The organism is Massilia timonae, from assembly GCF_001866515.1.
Lineage (GTDB): Bacteria > Pseudomonadota > Gammaproteobacteria > Burkholderiales > Burkholderiaceae_D > Telluria > Telluria timonae.
The window spans coordinates 5,870,580-5,887,041 of sequence record NZ_JRYB01000001.1; the positions used below are offsets into that span (position 1 = coordinate 5,870,580).

General features: G+C 69.3%; 16 protein-coding genes. 5 read left to right on the forward strand and 11 right to left on the reverse strand.

The window, feature by feature from the left end:
* Positions 1-138 precede the first annotated feature (138 nt).
* The 3 genes from LO55_RS25175 to LO55_RS25185 all read left to right on the forward strand — a co-directional run bounded on the left by LO55_RS25175 (position 139) and on the right by LO55_RS25185 (position 2,676).
* On the forward strand, positions 139-714 hold the full coding sequence (locus tag LO55_RS25175) for a porin family protein (RefSeq protein WP_071363571.1): 576 nt from the start codon (positions 139-141) through the stop codon (positions 712-714).
* 100 nt (positions 715-814) lie between these two features.
* Positions 815-2,047, forward strand: coding sequence for a sensor histidine kinase (locus LO55_RS25180; protein WP_071363572.1), 1,233 nt, complete (start codon positions 815-817; stop codon positions 2,045-2,047).
* Positions 2,044-2,676 carry a response regulator gene (locus LO55_RS25185; protein WP_071363573.1) on the forward strand — a complete coding sequence of 211 codons (633 nt, stop codon included), beginning with the start codon at positions 2,044-2,046 and terminating at the stop codon, positions 2,674-2,676. Before LO55_RS25180 ends, LO55_RS25185 begins: the two co-directional genes overlap by 4 nt.
* A gap of 6 nt (positions 2,677-2,682) precedes the next feature.
* Here LO55_RS25185 and LO55_RS26840 read toward each other — a convergent pair whose 3' ends face one another.
* From LO55_RS26840 to gspG, 11 genes are read right to left on the reverse strand one after another with little or no spacing between them, the layout of a single operon-like run.
* Positions 2,683-3,360: a type II secretion system protein gene (locus tag LO55_RS26840; protein ID WP_071363574.1), complete on the reverse strand. Its 678-nt coding sequence runs from the start codon at positions 3,358-3,360 to the stop codon at positions 2,683-2,685.
* Positions 3,360-3,734, reverse strand: coding sequence for a type II secretion system protein (locus LO55_RS25195; RefSeq protein WP_143054623.1), 375 nt, complete (start codon positions 3,732-3,734; stop codon positions 3,360-3,362). Before LO55_RS25195 ends, LO55_RS26840 begins: the two co-directional genes overlap by 1 nt.
* Positions 3,735-3,739: 5 nt before the next feature.
* Complete coding sequence (locus tag LO55_RS25200) at positions 3,740-4,228, reverse strand: type II secretion system protein (protein ID WP_071363575.1); 489 nt, start codon at positions 4,226-4,228, stop codon at positions 3,740-3,742.
* Entirely contained in the window at positions 4,225-6,252 is a 2,028-nt protein-coding gene (locus LO55_RS25205) for a secretin GspD/PilQ domain-containing protein (RefSeq protein ID WP_071363576.1), read from the reverse strand. Before LO55_RS25205 ends, LO55_RS25200 begins: the two co-directional genes overlap by 4 nt.
* Entirely contained in the window at positions 6,252-6,788 is a 537-nt protein-coding gene (locus tag LO55_RS25210) for a hypothetical protein (RefSeq protein ID WP_071363577.1), read from the reverse strand. Before LO55_RS25210 ends, LO55_RS25205 begins: the two co-directional genes overlap by 1 nt.
* The gene (locus tag LO55_RS25215; protein WP_005669224.1) at positions 6,785-7,345 is read right to left on the reverse strand and encodes a hypothetical protein; all 561 of its coding nucleotides are present in this window, start codon (positions 7,343-7,345) and stop codon (positions 6,785-6,787) included. Before LO55_RS25215 ends, LO55_RS25210 begins: the two co-directional genes overlap by 4 nt.
* Complete coding sequence (locus LO55_RS25220; RefSeq protein WP_071363578.1) at positions 7,342-7,887, reverse strand: PilN domain-containing protein; 546 nt, start codon at positions 7,885-7,887, stop codon at positions 7,342-7,344. Before LO55_RS25220 ends, LO55_RS25215 begins: the two co-directional genes overlap by 4 nt.
* Entirely contained in the window at positions 7,884-8,699 is an 816-nt protein-coding gene (locus LO55_RS25225) for a hypothetical protein (protein ID WP_071363579.1), read from the reverse strand. Before LO55_RS25225 ends, LO55_RS25220 begins: the two co-directional genes overlap by 4 nt.
* A complete protein-coding gene (locus tag LO55_RS25230; RefSeq protein ID WP_071363580.1) occupies positions 8,692-10,377 on the reverse strand; it encodes a GspE/PulE family protein in 1,686 nt (561 codons plus the stop codon). Before LO55_RS25230 ends, LO55_RS25225 begins: the two co-directional genes overlap by 8 nt.
* Complete coding sequence (locus tag LO55_RS25235) at positions 10,374-11,561, reverse strand: type II secretion system F family protein (protein ID WP_071363581.1); 1,188 nt, start codon at positions 11,559-11,561, stop codon at positions 10,374-10,376. The genes LO55_RS25230 and LO55_RS25235 overlap by 4 nt, the downstream gene beginning before the upstream one ends.
* Before the next feature lie 52 nt (positions 11,562-11,613).
* A complete protein-coding gene (gene gspG, locus LO55_RS25240) occupies positions 11,614-12,057 on the reverse strand; it encodes a type II secretion system major pseudopilin GspG (protein ID WP_005669214.1) in 444 nt (147 codons plus the stop codon).
* A 395-nt stretch (positions 12,058-12,452) separates the two neighbouring features.
* Here gspG and LO55_RS26575 point away from each other — a divergent pair, with 395 nt between their 5' ends.
* Together LO55_RS26575 and LO55_RS25250 are read left to right on the forward strand one after the other, a co-directional pair.
* A complete protein-coding gene (locus LO55_RS26575; RefSeq protein WP_177185578.1) occupies positions 12,453-13,193 on the forward strand; it encodes an NF038120 family PEP-CTERM protein in 741 nt (246 codons plus the stop codon).
* Between the two features lie 51 nt (positions 13,194-13,244).
* The gene (locus LO55_RS25250) at positions 13,245-16,391 is read left to right on the forward strand and encodes a S8 family peptidase (RefSeq protein ID WP_071363583.1); all 3,147 of its coding nucleotides are present in this window, start codon (positions 13,245-13,247) and stop codon (positions 16,389-16,391) included.
* Positions 16,392-16,462: the final 71 nt, after the last annotated feature.

The following is a 16,462-nucleotide window of genomic DNA, read 5'->3' on the forward strand; positions in this document are numbered from 1 at the left end:
CAATCATCCCGACACTGTAAAGACACCGATTCGCATCCTGACTTTCGGCACATGCGGACCTTCGCGCGGCTTCGGATAATCGCCCCACTCGCAGCGCCTTGGGGGCGCCGCGATTCAACCAGAACCGGAAAAACAACCATGCAAAAAATCGTCCATGCCGCCGTCCTCATCGCCATTCTCGCCGTCACGGGCGCCGCACGCGCGCAGGAACGCGGCTACATCGGCCTCGCCGTCGGGCCTTCTAAAGCCAGCGTCACCAACGGCGATGGCCAGCGTGTCGACCGTGACAACGACGTCGTCGCGTTCAAGGGCTATGCCGGCTACGACTTGAACCGGCACCTCGCCATCGAGGGTGGTTACGCGGGAACGACGGGCAAGCTCCGCTTCGACGGCGCGCGCTTCGGCGTGGCCACCGATCCGCGCGCCGACATGAGCGCCTTCTATGCGACGCTGCGCGGCAGGGTCGCCGTCGGGGCATCGGTCGACCTGTTCGCCAGGCTTGGCGTCGCGCGCAACCGGTTCGAGCTCACCGGCGCCGGCGCGCAGGACTTCCACGTGACCGCCGTCAAGCCGATGGTGGGGGCCGGCGTCGCCTGGCGCGTGTCCGACCAGGTGGCGCTGACGGCCGAGCTGGAACACTACGGCCGCGTGCGCGAAGGGAACCGCCGCTTCGTCCAGAACCGCGCGCAGGTCGGCGTCCAGTTCGGCTTCTGACGGCGCCGCCAGGAACGAGCAGACTTTCCTCAGTGCATCTGCGAAAATACTGCTCCCTTTCCCCATGCGAACAATGATGCCCGCGCCCACCGCCCCCAGCATGCCGCATATTCCACCCTGGGCGTTCGCCGGCGTCGCCGCGCTGCTGTTCGCGGTCCTGGACATCGCCGCCGTCCTGGCCGCCGGCGTGGAGCGGGCGCCGCTGCACAACCCGATCGGCCTGGCCGCGCTGGCGGCTGTCGTCGGGACGCAGGACTGGCTGGCCTGGACTGGCGGCGCGCAGCGGCCGGCCGTGTTCCAGTGCTATGCGATCGCGAAGACGGCGGTGGCCGTGCTTGCCGTGGCGGCGGCCGCCGCCGCCTGCGCGGCCCGCCTGCCACGGCGGCGTGCGGCGCTGCTGGCGCTGCAGATGGCGTGCGCGCTGGCGCTCGATTCCACGCCCTTCCACCTGCTGGTGGCCGTTCAGATCGGCATGCTGCTGCCGCTGCGCACGGCGCTGGCGTGGCTGGCCACCCAGTACCTGCTGGGCGCCGGCGTCGATCTGCTGCTGGTGCTCGACCTCGCGCAGCGCCAGGCGCAGCCGGCGCAGTGGTCGCTGCTGGGTTACCTGTGCGCCGAGCGCGCCGTCGTCGTCGCCGGCTTCGCCGCCGTCGGCCGCCTGGTCCTGTACGAACGCCGCACGCGCCAGGCACTGGCTGCCGCCCATGCCCAGGTGCTGGCCACCCAGTCGCTGCTGGCCGACACCGTCCGCGGCAGCGAGCGCCTGCGCATCGCACGCGACCTGCACGACATGGTCGGCCACCACCTGACGGCCCTGAACCTGCATCTCGACCTGGCGCTGCGCCAGGCCGGCAGCGCCGCCCCGCCTGCCCTGCCGACGGCGCGCGCCGTCAGCCAGGATCTGCTGGCCCAGGTGCGCGGCGTCGTCACCAGCACGCGCGACGACCGCCCGATCGACCTGGCGCAGGCCTTGCGGATGCTGTGCGCGGGGCTTCCGGCCTTGAAGGTCGACCTGCGCGTCGACGCCGCAGCCGCATGCCAGCCGACGCCGGTGGCGCACGCGCTGTTTTGCTGCATCCAGGAAGCCATCACGAACACGCTGCGCCACGCGCAGGCAAGGCGTCTGGACATCGTCCTCGAGAACCGCAACGGCATGACGGTTGCCCGCGTCGTCGATGACGGCTGCGGCAAGCCCGGCGCCGCCGAAGGCAACGGCCTGCGCGGCATGCGCGAGCGCCTGGCCGAACTGGGCGGCACGCTGAGCTGCGGGCCCGATGAGGGCAAGGGATTCAGGCTGGAGATGCGCGTGCCGCAGGCCGGGAGCGCGGCATGATCCGCGTCGGCCTGGTCGACGACCAGACCCTGGTGCGCAGCGGCATCCGCGGGCTGCTGGACCTGACCGACGACATCCGCGTGGTGGCGGAAGCGGCCGACGTCGACGCGGCGCGCGCGATGCTGGCCACGCACGCGCTGGACGTGCTCCTGCTCGACGTGCGCATGCCGGGCTGTGACGGGGTCGACCTGTTGCGCCGCCAGAGCGCCGCGCTGCCGCCGACGATCATGTTGACCACGTTCGACGACGACGCGGTCTTGTTCGAGGCGATGCGCCTTGGTGCGCGCGGCTTCCTGCTGAAGGACATTTCGCTGGAACGGCTCGCGGAGGGCCTGCGCGCCGTGGCCGGCGGCGCCACCCTGTTCCGGCCCGGCATGACGGAACGCGTGCGGGCATCCTACCAGCGCACGCATGGCGCAACAGCAGCCGCCGGCGCGGCCGGACTGACGCGCCGCGAAATCGAGATCCTCGCCCTGATGGCCGGCGGACTCAGTAACGCCGAGATCGGCGCCGCCCTCGGCGTGAGCGAGGGCACGGTCAAGAACCATGTGTCGAGCATCCTGTCCAAGCTCGGCGTACGCGACCGCGTGCGCGCGGTCCTGCGCGGCATCGAGCTCGAACTCGTCTGACGCCGGCTAGGCTGGCGACGCGGCTTGTTCCGCCGGCTCGGGCTCGGGTTCGGGTTCGGGCTCGGGTTCGGGTTCGGGCACGGGTTTGGGTTCCGGCTCGGCTTCCGGTGCGGGTGCGGGCGGCGGCGGCGCCACGGCCGGCGCCGGTTCCTGGACCGGTGGCGCCGGCGGCACGCCCGGCCCGCCCGACTGCGTCGTCGGGACGGCCGGCGCCAGGCTGCGCTCGCCCGCGCTGAAGCGCCACTCCGAGATCATCTCCTTGTTGTCCAGGCCCTTGAAGCGGCTGTCGAAGTTCGCGATCTTCAGCGGCCTGGCGGTCGACAGGCTGTGGAAGGCGACCACGCCGGTCTCGCCGCCGCCCAGGTAGACGATGCCCCACTCGGCCTTGCCGGTCAGCGGATCGACATAGACCTTGCGCAGGTGGCGCCGCACGGCGGGCGAGCGCGGGTCTTTCAGCAGTTCGGCCAGCGACGGCGGATACGGCGAGCCGCCGCGCGGGGTGGCGGCGGCGTAGCTGTCGAGCGCGGCGCTGAAGGCGGCGCCGATCTCCAGCAATTCTTCCTCGGCGGCGGCGCGCTGCAGGAGCGAACCGATCTTGAGCGTGGCCGCCCCCACCAGGCCGATGATGGCCACGAAGATGATCAGGCCGAGATAGGTGAAACCGGCCTGGCGCCGCGCTTTCACTACCACTCCAGGTAGGGACGCCCGCGCCGGTCGTTGCCGGGCGCGCCGCTGCGCAGGTTGGAAAAGCCCCCCTGCTCGCCGTCCTGCGGCGCCTCGAGTATCCAGGTCTCGCGGCTTTCGGTGACCGGGTCGAGCGGGATCTCGCGCAGGTATTTTTCGTCGACCAGCTGCTCGAGCGATTCCGGATAGCGCCCGGTGTCGGAGCGGTACTGGTCGACCACGGCGCGCGTATTGCGCAGGTTGTCGGCCAGGATGGTCTCTTTCGCGCCGTCGATGCTGGGGAAGAAGCGCGGCACGGCCAGCGTCAGCAGCAGGGCCACGATGCCCAGCACCACCAGCAGTTCGATCAGCGTGAAGCCGCGGCGTGGTCTCATCGGGTTCACCATTTGTTGTAGGGGATGCCGTTCAGGCCAATGTGCTGCGAGGTCGAATACACGTCGTAGACGTCGTCGCCCTCCTTCGGCTCGTCGGGCTCGCTGGCGTAGCTGCGCTTGCCCCAGGTGGCGGCGTCCGACAGCTCGGCATCGGGATTGAAGGGGTCGCGCGGCAGGCGCCGCAAAAAGTAGATGTTGGCCTGCTTCGGGCTGCGCAGGTCAGGCACGCCTTCGACCAGCAGCTCCAGGCGTTCCGGGTAGCCGCTGGCGTCCGCCGCCTTGCTCACGCGGCCTTCGTCGCCGGCCTTCTTGTAGGCGTCGAGGCCAGCGCGGATCTCGCGCAGCGCGCGCCGCAGTTCCTGTTCGTCGCGGCGCTGCACGGTGACCTCGGCCACCGGCAGCACCAGGGTGCCCAGCAGCGCGAGGATGGCCAGCGTGACCAGCAGTTCGATCAGCGTGAATCCAGTGGCTGCGCGCCGCGCCTGCACGTTCATCGCTGCGGAATCGGCGGATTGACGCCCGGCGGATAGGCGGCCGGCACGACCTCGGGTTCGGGCGCCGGCGCCGGCTCAGGCGGCGGCGCCGGCGCGCCCGGCGGCGCCGATGGCGGCGAGCCCAGTTGCGGCGTGGCCGGCAAGGCGGATGGCGGCACCGAGAAGCTTGGGGTAGCGTCCGGCGGCGGCGCGACCGGGGTCGTTTCGACCGCCGGCGCCGGGGCTGGCGCGCGGATCGGCGAACCTGTGACCTGCACCCGCACCACGTTGTCGGGCCGGCGCCGGAAGCTGGCCTCGGTGCCGGCGCCGAATTCCGACGCCGACGCCGGCGGGCGCTGCACGGCGCGCACGATGCGCGGGGTGATCGACAGCACGATCTCGGTGCGGTCGCGCTGGTCGCGCTGGCTGCCGAACAGGCGGCCGACCACCGGCAGCTCGCCGATGCCAGGCACCTTGCTGCCGCTGCTGCGGTCTTCATTGCTGATCAGGCCCGCCAGCACCTGGTTCTCGCCATCCTTCAGTTGCAGGAGCGTGTTGGCCGAGCGGGTGCCGATGCGGTAGGCCACGGTGCCGCTGGTGGTGCGCACCGATTCGCCCAGGCTGCTGACCTCGAGCCCGATGCGGATCGCCACCTCGTTGTTGAGGTAGATGGTCGGCTCCACGTTCAGCGTCAGGCCGACGTCGATGTAGTTGATGTTTTCGGATGCGAAGCCGCCGATGCCGGACGACACCGTGGCCGAGATGTTCGGGATCTTGTCGCCGATGACGACCTTGGCTTTCTCCTTGTTGCGCACGCGGATGCGCGGATTGGCCAGGGTATTGGTGTCGCCGTCGGTCTTGTTGGCGTTGAGCGACGCGCCGATGCCGCTCACTTCGATATTGCTGCTGTTGAAGTTGCGCAGGTCGTCGATCGTCAGCGGGGCGCCGTTCAGCGTCTGCAGCGGCGTGAACGAGAGCCCCGCCGGCCAGGCGATGCCGAGGTCCATCACGCTGCTGCGGCGGATCTCGAGCACCTCGACGTCGAGCATGACCTCGGGCTCGGGCACGTCCTGCAGGGCCACCAGCTGGGTGGCGATGCGGATCGCTTCCGGGTTGTCGCGCAGGATCACCAGGTTCAGCTTCTCGTCCACCACCACGTCGCGCGCCTTGAGGATGGTCTTGAACGTGTTGGCGATGCTCTTGGCTTCGGCATTGGCCAGGAAGAAGGTCTTGACCGTCATCTCCTGGTATTCGCGGACCTTGGCCGCCACGTTCGGGTAGATCAGGACCGTGTTGCCGTCCATGACCTGGCGCTCGAGCTGGTTAGTCATCAACAGGTAATACACCGCCGCCTCGACCGTGCTGTTCTTGAGGAAGATCGAGGTGCGGGTATCGGCCTTGACGTCCTTGTCGAAGATGAAGTTCAGGCCCGAATGGCGCGCGATGACCTCGAACACCTGCTTGAGCGGCGCCTCGCGGAACTCCAGGCTGATCGGTTTGCGGTAGCTGGCCGCCAGCGCCGCCTGGCCCTTCGGCGCGGCGGCGGCCTTGGCGTCGACTTCCTGCATCAGCTGGCGCGCCGCCTCGTGCGCGGGGCGTTCGGTGAGCACCGCCGCCAATAGTTGCCGCGCGGTCTCGAGTTCGTCCTTGTCGAGGGCGGCGCGCGCTTCGACGATGGCGGCCGCATGGCGGCGCTCGGCCTCGACCTGGCGCAGGCCGGCGCGGGCGCGGTCGTTGACGGGATCGATCGCCAGCACGCGGCGGAAATCCTGGGTCGCCAGGTCCACCTGGCCGGCCGCCAGCGCGCGCTCGGCCTGGTCCACCAGGCGCGCGGTGGCGTTGTCGCGCGCGCGCAGGAAGGCCGCCCGGTAGACCGGGTTGTCCGGCTCGGACGCCAGCGCTTCCTGGTACTTGGCCAGGCCGGCGCCCACCTGGTCCCGGGCCACCAGCTCGTTGCCTTCCTGGTAGGCGCGCTGGGCCGCGCAGCCTGCCAGCAGCAGTGGAAGCAGCAGCAGGCCAAGACCTTGAATCCGGGTTCGCACCATCAGTCGAATACTCCAATATTGAGCTGCTGTCGTTGCTCCAGCGGCAGGTAAGTCAGGGTCAGCACCGGTGGACGGATCGCGTCCACGCGGTAGGTGCCATCGATGGTTTCGCCATCCTGGACGAGATAGGTGCGTTCGCCGCGCGCCAGGTAGATTTGCCACACGCCGTCCTGCAGCGACTTGCCGAGATAGGTGAACGGCAGCGGCGGCGCGCTCGGCGGCGGTGGCGGGGGCGGCGGCTCGTTCGATGGCGGCGGTGGCGGCGGCGTCCAGTCATGGCGCGCGAACAGGCTGTTTTCTCCCTCCCCGAAACGGTCGCCGCTGGCGCCGATCAAGGTCTCGCGCGGGATCAGGCGCGCGATGGCCACGTCGTCGCCGGTTTTCCTGATGGCCGGCGCGGTGCTACGCAAGGGGGGCGTAACAGCCGCGCGTTCGACCGGCTCGGCCAGTTCCGCCTCCGGCGCGTTGTCGCCAAAGACGACCAGGCCGGCGGCCAGCGCCAGCGCCACGCCCATGGCAATGTGGCGCGGCTTCAAGACTTGCTTCCTTCCGTGAGATAGAAGGTCAGGCGCAGGCGCGCCTCGACCCCGGCCTCGCCCACGCTGTCGCGGCGGAAGGCCACGTCGTCCAGCGAGGCATGCGGAATCGCGCGCAGCACGTCCATCGCGAATTCCCAGATCGCGCCATAACTGCCCTTCACCGGCAGGTTGACCTGGTAGGCCACCAGCTTCGCGTTGCGGTCGTTCGTGGCCCGGTATTCGCCCTGGCGCAGCGCCAGGCCGTGGCGCTCGGCCAGCGCGAACACTTCCTTCAACTGACGCTCCACGCCGCGGCGCTCGCCCAGGGTCGCATAGAAGTGCCGCAGGTTCTGGTCGCTGCTGGGCGGCGCCGCCGCAGGAACAGGCTGCGGCGGCAGCGGCGTGCGCGCCGCCCGGCGCGCCGCCTCGTATTCCGCGTCCAGTCGCGCGCGCGCCGGCACCAGCGCCGCCTGGACCGCGGCGCCGGCCAGCATCAGCGCCAGCACCAGGGCCACCAGCGGATCGACGCGCGCCAGCAGCAGGCGCGCGCGCAGCAGCAATGCGCCCGTCTTCACGCGCTCTCCCACTGCACGCTGACCTGGAACCGCAGCGGGCGGTTCGGGTCCTGCTCCATCACCTCATGGCGCAGCAGCACCACACTGCTGAACCATTCCTCGGCCTGCAGGCGCGTGATATAGGCCAGCATCTCGTCGCTCGAGCGCGCCTCGGCGCTGATGCGCACCGTGCGCCGCTTCGCGTCCGGTTCCAGCGCCAGCAGCGCGATCGTGTTCGGCGTGGCTTCGCCCAGCGCCGCCGCCAGGTCGCGCCACGGCAGGTTCAGTTGCAGGATGGCGGCATTGACGGCCCCGGCCTGGGTCGGAGACACGGCGATCGGCGCGGCCGGCAGCGCGGCAACTGGCGCCGGCGCGCTGCGCGCGGCCAGCGCCGCCTGCAGATCGCGAACTTCTTCCTGCTGTTCAAAATAGCGCTGGGTCATGAACAGCGCCGGGATGCACAGCGCCAGCACGCCCGGCAGCGTATAGGCCAGGGTCGGCGGCGTGCGAAACAGCGTGCGGCGCAGGCTCGGGGGCGCGAAATCGATGCGGGTGCGCTTCATGCCGGCACCCCGGTGCGGGCCAGGCGCGCCAGTTCCGACCAGTCATCAAGCTGCTCGAGCAGGCTGCAGGCGAATTTCAGCCGTCCCGGACTGCTGGCCCAGGCGGCGGGAGCCGCGCCGGAGAGCTGCAGGCGCTCGGGCCGCGCGATCCCGACCCGCAGCGCTTCGCGCGCAATATGGGATTCGAGCCAGTCGCGGTCGGCCCCCGCCGGGATCGGGGCGCTCCTCACCGCCGCCAGCTTGCGGCCCTCGTAGGCCGCGAGCGACAGCACGCCGCCATGGACCAGGCCGAACCAGGCGCCGGGCCGGCGTTCGCGGCGCCAGGCGTTCATGGCGGCGACGAATTGCGGGCTCACCTCGACCAGGTGGAAACCGTGCTCCCGGGCGGCCGCCGCCAGCGCGTCGAGCAGCGCCACGGGCGCCGCCGCGGCCAGGAAGGGATCGACCGCATCCCAGTCGGCGCTGATCTTCCAGTCGGCGCCGGACGCCCCGAACAGGTGCTGGAAGCGCAGCGCGGCGGCCGCCTCCAGGTCGCCCATGCGGGTGGCGCCCGGCGGCGGCGGCACTTGCCACAGGCGCACCAGCTCGTCGGCCAGCACCACGCTCACAGGCCAGCCCTTGACCGGCAGGTCGGCAAACAGCATCGGGAGGCCACGCGCCAGCGCGTCGGGCGCGAACAGGTCGAGCGGCTGCTCCGACAAGGCCAGCGGCGCGCCGCCGAACAGGCGGCTGGTCTTGACCAGGGCCAGGCCGCCCGCGGCCACGCCCAGGCGCAAGGCTTGTCCGATGGGAGGAAAGTTCAATCTACGCATGCAGGGTCACCCGCTTGATCTCGTCGATCGTGGTGGCGCCGCGCCGCACCAGGTCGAGCGCCGCCAGGCGCAGGCTGCGGGTGCCGTTGGCGTGGGCCGCGGCCTTGATGCGGCGGATCGGCTGCTTGTCGACGATCAGCTCGCGGATCTCGTCGTTCAGGGTCAGGATTTCGGCGATCGAGCGGCGGCCCTTGTAGCCGGTGCCGCGGCAGTCGCCGCAGCCCTTGCCGCGCATGAAGACATAGTCCGCCACTTCTTCGCGCGCCAGGTGCACCGAGGCCAGCTCGTGCGCGTCCGGCTCGTAGCGCTCGGCGCAGCGCGGGCAGCACATGCGGATCAGGCGCTGGGCCCAGATGCCGTTCAGGGCCGAGACGAAGGCATACGGATCGATGCCCATGTGGGTGAAGCGGCCGAACACGTCGAACACATTGTTGGCGTGGACGGTGGTGAGCACCAGGTGGCCGGTCAGGGCCGACTGCACCGCGATCTCGGCGGTCTCGCGGTCGCGGATCTCGCCCACCATGATCTTGTCGGGGTCGTGGCGCAGGATCGAACGCAGTCCCTTGGCGAAGGTCAGGCCCTTCTTTTCATTCACCGGAATCTGCAGGATGCCCGGCAGCTGGTATTCGACCGGGTCCTCGATGGTGATGATTTTCTCGCGCCCGTTGTGGATCTCGGTCAGCGCCGCGTACAGGGTGGTGGTCTTGCCCGAACCGGTGGGGCCGGTCACCAGCAGCATCCCGTACGCCTCCTGGGCCAGCTGGCGCAAGCTCACCAGGGACGGCGCGTCGAAGCCCAGCGCCTCGAGCGTGAGCGCGCCATAGGCCTCGATCATGGCGCGCTTGTCGAGGATACGGATCACCGCGTCCTCGCCGTGGATGCTGGGCATGATCGAGACCCGCAGGTCGATGTCGCGCCCGCCCGCCTCGACCCGGAAGCTGCCGTCCTGCGGCACGCGGCGCTCGGCGATGTCGAGTTCGGCCAGCACCTTCAGGCGCGAGATGATGTGCTCGGCCAGCTCGATGCCGCCCACGGTGGCGGCGTGATCGAGCACGCCGTCGACCCGGTACTTGACGGCCAGCCCGCCGGCGGTGCTCTCCAGGTGGATGTCCGAGGCGCCGGCCTTCAATGCGTCGTACAGCGTCGAGTTGACCAGCTTGACGGCCGGGCTGCCCGCTTCCGACACCGAGGCGAACGACAGCACGGTGCCGGACTTGCCGTCGCGCCGCGCATCCTGGGCGCCGCCCACCAGCGAGTCGACGGCGCGCGCCGACTCTTCCTGTTTCGACAGATAGGCCTGGATGTCGGACTGCAGCGCCAGGCATACATCCAACGGGTTCCTGGCGCTGGCGCGCGCCTGGGCCCCGAGCCAGGTCTGCAGGTCGAGGTCGAAGGGATCGGCCAGCACGCCGGTCAGGCGCCCGTCCGGGTGGCGCAGCAGCGCGCAGTGGCGCGACAGCGCCTGGGCCAGCGGCAAGAGTTCGAAGGCCGGGGCCAGCGCCAGCATGGCGCCGGTCTCCATCACCGCGAGGCCGAACGGCGCGGCCAGTTCCTTCACCAGTTCGCGCGGATCGCGCCCGGTCAGGGCTTCGAGCTCGAGCACCAGGCCGCGCCGCGAGACGGCGGCCGCGGCCCGGGCGCGCGCCAGCAGCGCCGTGTCGAAGGGTTCCGCGTTCACGACATGTCTCCCGCCAGGTCGAAGATCGGCATGTACAGCAGCACCACGATGGCGCCCACCACCAGGCCGATGGCCGCCATCAGCAGCGGCTCGAAGGTGCGCGTGAAGCGGTCGATCCAGCGGCCGATCTCGCCATCGTAGAAGGCGGCGGATTGGGTCAGCATCGGCCCCATGTCGCCGGTGCGCTCGCCCACGCGCAGCATGCGCAGCGAGATCGGCGTGGTCAGGCCGTGGGCCTCGAAGGCGTTCGACAGCGGCTGGCCGGCCTCGATCGCGGCGCGCGCCGCGGCCAGGTTGCGCGCCAGGTGGCCTGACACCATCGGCTGCACCGTCTCGATCGCGCCGACGATGGTGATGCCGCCCTCGGTCAGCATGCCCAGGGTCAGGTACAGGCGCGACAGCTCGTAGACGCGGGCGCGCTCGCCGATGCCGGGCAGGCGCGCCAGCAGGCGCGCCATGCCGCCGCTGCGCAGCAAGTGGCGCACGGCGCCGACCAGGCCGGCCACCAGCAGCGCCGCGACGACCAGGATCGCGCCGCCGTGGCCGGCCGCGAACTGGCCCCAGTCCAGCAGCAGTTGGGACATCCACGGCAAGTCGCGCCCGGCGCCGTGGTAGACCTCGGCGAACTTCGGCACCACGTAGCCGATCAGGAAGGCGCTGACGCCGCCGCCGACCATCAACAGGATCACCGGATAGATCGAGGCGCTGACGATCTTGGAACGCACGGTGTCGATGCGCTGCTGGTAGTCGATGTAGCGCGCCAGCGCGCGCGGCAGGTCGCTGGTGCCTTCGGCGGCGCGCACGATGCCGACGTACAGCGGCGGGAACAGCGCCGGCTGCGCCGCCAGCACGCTGGAAAAGCGCTTGCCCTCGCGCAGGCCGGCCAGCAGGCGCTCGAGCACGGCGCGCGTGGACGGCGCGGCTTCCTTCTCGAGCAGGGCCTCCAGGCTTTCGACGATGCCCAGGCCGGCGTTGAGCAGCGCCAGCAGCTCCTGGCTGAACAGCACGAGGGAGAGCTTGCCGCCCTTGGGGCGCGCCAGCGCCGCGCCGCGCGCCGGCTCGACGGCGCTGACGAACAGGCCGCGCGCCTCGACCTGGCGGCGCGCGTCCTGGGCGTCGGGCGCGTCGACGACGATGTTCGAGATCGACATGTCGGGCGCGAGGGTGCGAACGGCGAACTGCATGGGATGCCCGGCGAGGTTGCGGTGAAGCGAAATAGGAACGTTCAGTTCGTGCTCAGTTGGTGATGTCGGCGTTGTCGCCGGCGCCGCCAGGTTGCCCATCCTTGCCGAGGGACAGCACCTCGTACTCGCCGCGGGCGCCCGGCGCCCGGTACTGGTAGGGATTGCCCCAGGGGTCGAGCGGAATCGCCTTCTTCAGATAGGGGCCGTTCCACTTGGCGCCGGCGCTCGGCGGCGCCGTCATGAGGGCGGCCAGGCCTTCTTCGGTGGTTGGATAGCGGCCGACGTCGAGCCGGTAGGTGTCGAGGGTCTTGTCGAAGGCGTCGATCTGGGCGCGGGCGGCGGTGACTTCGGATTTGCCGAGCTGCGAGAAGTACTTGGGTCCGACATAGGCGGCAAGCAGGCCGATGATGACGATCACCACCAGCAGCTCCAGCAGCGTGAAGCCCGCGCTGCGTCCGCGACGGACGTCGGCGCCCTGTTTCATAGCAAAAACCATCAAGCGACTCCTAGATTGCTTCTTTGAAATCCTGCCCGTGAAAGGTAACACGCTGCCGAGCGCGACGACAACTGTTCTTTTCAAAAAAACACCATCGTGATGCAAGACGTACGGCGCTTGATCTTGTGTAATAAAACTTTCTTATTTACAACGATGCATATTTCAAACAGGTGACAGACAGGTGGAAATAATGATTGCCCATAGGAGAAACCAAATTTAATCAGTGCAAGTTGTGGAAAGTCAAAATATTTCTCGTTAAACTTTTTTACACTTTTCTTAGTTCAATTGATATATTTCTTGGCAACCTGAACCTCAGGTGCGAAACGCAGTGCCCCGCCGTATCCAGGCGAGAGAAATCCCAACCACAAAGGCAAATCATGACTCGGAAATCGCATATGGCATTACCCTCCCTGACCAGCCCGCTGGCCAAGTTCGCCGCCGCGGCCCTTGGCGCCGCGGCCATCGCCGCTCCGGCCCAAGGCGCGACCATCAATTTCGATGCCGGCGCAGGCATGGTGTTCGGCAGTGGCGACAGCTGGCAGGAACAAGGGTACAAGCTGAGCTTCGAAGCCTACAATCCGGCGGACGTGGGCAGCCTGGTCGGCGCCATCGTCGACACCAGCGATCCGAGTTATTGCATCGGCATGGCGTGCCCGGTCAACGGCGAAGGCGGCTATTACGGCGCCTTCAACGACAGCATCGTGTGGGTCGAGTCCGAGACTGCCGCTTCCTTCATGGTGAAATCGATCGACGCCAGCTTCATCGGCCTGGATGCGGCCTTGGGCGGCTATCCGATCTATTCCGGCCTGCTGCGGATGCAGGGTTTCCTGGCCGACGGCAGCTATCTGCTGCAAGACCTGCTGCTCGACGGCCCAAGCTCGCAAGGCTTCCTGTTCGGCCAATACTCGCCGTTCGAGACCTTCGCCAACACCGCCTTCGTCAGCGTGGCCATGTTCGGCTTCACTTGCAACAGCAGCGGCAATTGCTCGGCATTCAACAGCAACCGCGGCCAGTTTGCCATCGACAACCTGGTGCTCGAAAACGCCCTGGCCGAGGTGCCGGAGCCGGCCAGTCTCGCGCTGTTCGGCCTCGGCCTGCTCGGCTTCGCCGCCCGCGCCCGCCGCCGCAATGCCTGAGCACGCCGTCACATCACAGCCGAACCCCGCAGAATCCAAGGACACGCATCCATGAAACTCCGCCCAATTTCCGCAGCCATCCTGTTCGCACTGACCAGCCTGTCGCTGTCAGCCCAGGCCGACGACGCGCGCCGCCCCTATGTCGTGCAACTGGCCGACAAGCCGATCGCCTCCTATGACGGCAGCGTCAACGGCCTGGCCGCCACCCAGCCGCGCGCCGGTCAGCGCCTCGACCTGAACAGCGCCAGCGTCCAGCTCTACAGCGGCTACCTGGCCCAGAAGAAAGCCGCCGTGCGCGCCGCCATCGGCAACGCTCCCGTCGTGCACGACTACAAGGTGGTGCTCAACGGCTTCTCCGCCATGCTGACCGACGCCGAAGTGCGCGCCCTGGTCGGCCGCGGCGACGTGCTGGCGGTCACGCCCGACGTGCCGCGCGAACTGACCACCGTCTCGACCCGCGACTTCCTCAAGCTGACCGGTCCGAACGGCGCCTGGTCCAAGCTCGGCGGCCTGGCCGAGGCCGGCGAAGACATCATCATCGGCATCGTCGACGGCGGCGTCTGGCCAGAGCACACATCCTACGCCGATCGCGTGGACGCCAACGGCAAGCCGACCCACGACACCAGCGGCAGCCTGGCCTATTCGGCGCCGCCATCGCGCTGGCAGGGCGATTGCCAGACCGGCGAAGGCTTCACCACGGCCCACTGCAACAACAAGCTGATCGGCGCGCAGTACTTCGACGACATCTACCTGAGCACCGGCCGCACCACCCACTGGAGCGAATTCCGCTCCTCGCCGCGCGATTCGCTGGGCGGCGACATTGGCGAAGGCAGCCATGGCACCCACACCTCGACCACCGCCGGCGGCAACTACGGCGTGGACGTGACCATGGCCGGCGTCAACATCGGCGAGATGTCGGGCGTCGCCCCGCGCGCACGCCTCGCTTCCTACAAGGTGTGCTGGACCTATGTCGACCCCAGCGTGACCATCGGCCGGCGCAACAGCTGCTACGTTGGCGACAGCGTGGCGGCCATTGAGAAGGCCGTCGCTGACGGCGTCCACGTGATCAACTTCTCGATCAGCGGCGGCACCACCCTCACCGATCCGGTCGAGCAGGCTTTCTTCGGCGCCGCCAATGCCGGCGTCATTGCAGTGGCTTCGGCCGGCAACGACGGCCCGGGCAACCAGGTGGCCCACATCAGCCCGTGGCACACCACGGTCGGCGCCTCGACCCATAACCGCGAGTTCCAGGCCACCGTCACCCTGGGCAACGGCCAGAAATACACCGGCGCCTCGATGAATACCGAACCGCTGCCGGCCGAGCCGGTGGTCGACGCCTCCACTGTCGGCCTGCCGGGCGCCAACGCCTCCCGCCTCGCCCTGTGCTACAGCGCCTCGTTCAACGGCGGCCAGCCCGTGCTCGATCCGGCCAAGGTGGCCGGCAAGGTCGTGATCTGCAACCGCGGCGAGAACGACCGCGTCGACAAGAGCCGCGCGGTGCGCGAAGCCGGCGGCGTCGGCATGATCCAGGTCGACAACGGCAGCGGCCTGGTCGCCGACATGCACTCGGTGCCCTCGGTCCACGTCACCCAGGCCGACGGCCAGGCGATCCGCAGCTATGCTGCCGCCACCGCGGCCAACGCCACCGCCGCGATCAGCAAGTTCGTGGTCGGCGTGTCGAAACTGAACGCCCCGATCATGGCCAGCTTCTCGTCGCGCGGCCCGAACCGCGCCGACGCCAACGTGCTCAAGCCGGACGTGACCGCGCCGGGCGTGGACATCATCGCCGGCGGCACACCGGGCCTGACCCAGGAACAGCATGACGACATCGTCAACGGCACCCTGGTGCCGCCGGTCGAGTTCGTGTCGATGCAGGGCACCTCGATGTCGGCGCCGCACGTGGCCGGCCTCTCCGCCCTGCTGCGCCAGAAACACCCGACCTGGTCGCCGGCGATGATCAAGTCAGCGCTGATGACCACCGCGACCGACACCTTCCCGGACACGCTGACCGGCGACATCCGCGGCCAGCTGCCGTTCGCCCAGGGCGCGGGCCACGTCAACCCGACCGCCGCGCTCGACCCGGGCCTGGTGTACGACATCGGCGAAGCCGACTACCGCAAATACCTGTGCGGCGCCGGCGTCACCACCCAGTGCGCGGGCGGCCAGATCCCCGGCTATGACCTGAACCTGCCGTCGATCGCCGTCGGCAACGTGCTCGGCTCGGTGACCATCAACCGCTCGGTGACCAACGTCAGCGCAAGCACCTCGAGCTTCACCTCGCAGATCTCGGTGCCGGGCTATGACGCCGTGGTGACCCCGGCCACGCTGGCGATCGAACCAGGTCAGACCAGGTCGTTCACGGTGACGCTGACCCGCAACAGCGCGCCCGAAAACGCCTGGCAGTACGGCACGCTGACCTGGACCGGCGGCGGCCACACCGTGCGCAGCCCGGTCGTGGCCCGCTCTGGCAAGCTGATCATCGCGCCTGCGTTCATCTCGAGCGACCGCGCCAGCGGCAGCAAGGCGCTGAGCATCACCACTGGCTTCTCCGGCAAGATGGGCTCGACTGTAGGTGGCCTGAAGGAAATCGTGCGCAGCGCGAACACGGTGGCGCCGGCGCCCGCAGGGGCGATCGACACGCTGGCCCAGATGGCCGACGCCTGCCACCGCGGCCTGTACGGCGTGCGCGTGACGCCGGTGACCTTTACCGCCAACACGATGGCAGCGCAGTTCGAACTGTTCGACCGTGACACCAGCGGCAATGGCGGCGACGACCTCGACCTGGTGCTGGTGGACGCTGCCGGCAACCTGGCCGCCTACTCGGCCACCTACGGTTCGGACGAGACGATCGCGCTGGCGGCCCCGCCGGCAGGCAGCTACCGCCTGTGCACGCTGGGCTACAGCACGGCGTCGGGTGGCAGCACCTCGTATGGCCTGCATTCGGTGATCGTCAACACCACCGACAAGGGCGGCAACCTGCGCGCCCTGGTGCCGGCCAACGTCTATGCCGGCGGCAAGGCGACGGTGGCGGTCAGCTGGTCCGGCCTGCCGACCGGCAAGCGCTTCCTGGGCGGCGTGCGCCTGCTCGACGCCAGCGGCGCGATCGGCTCGACCACCGTGCTGCAGGTCGAGACCAACCAGCCGGTGCCGAAGGCCGAGCGTCCGCAACGCGTCAAGGCGAAGGACGTCGGCGTGTAAGCGAAAGGTCCGGGGCCCCTGGCCCCGGTTGAAAAGACAAAGCGCGCCACGGCGCGCTTTGTCTTTTTGAA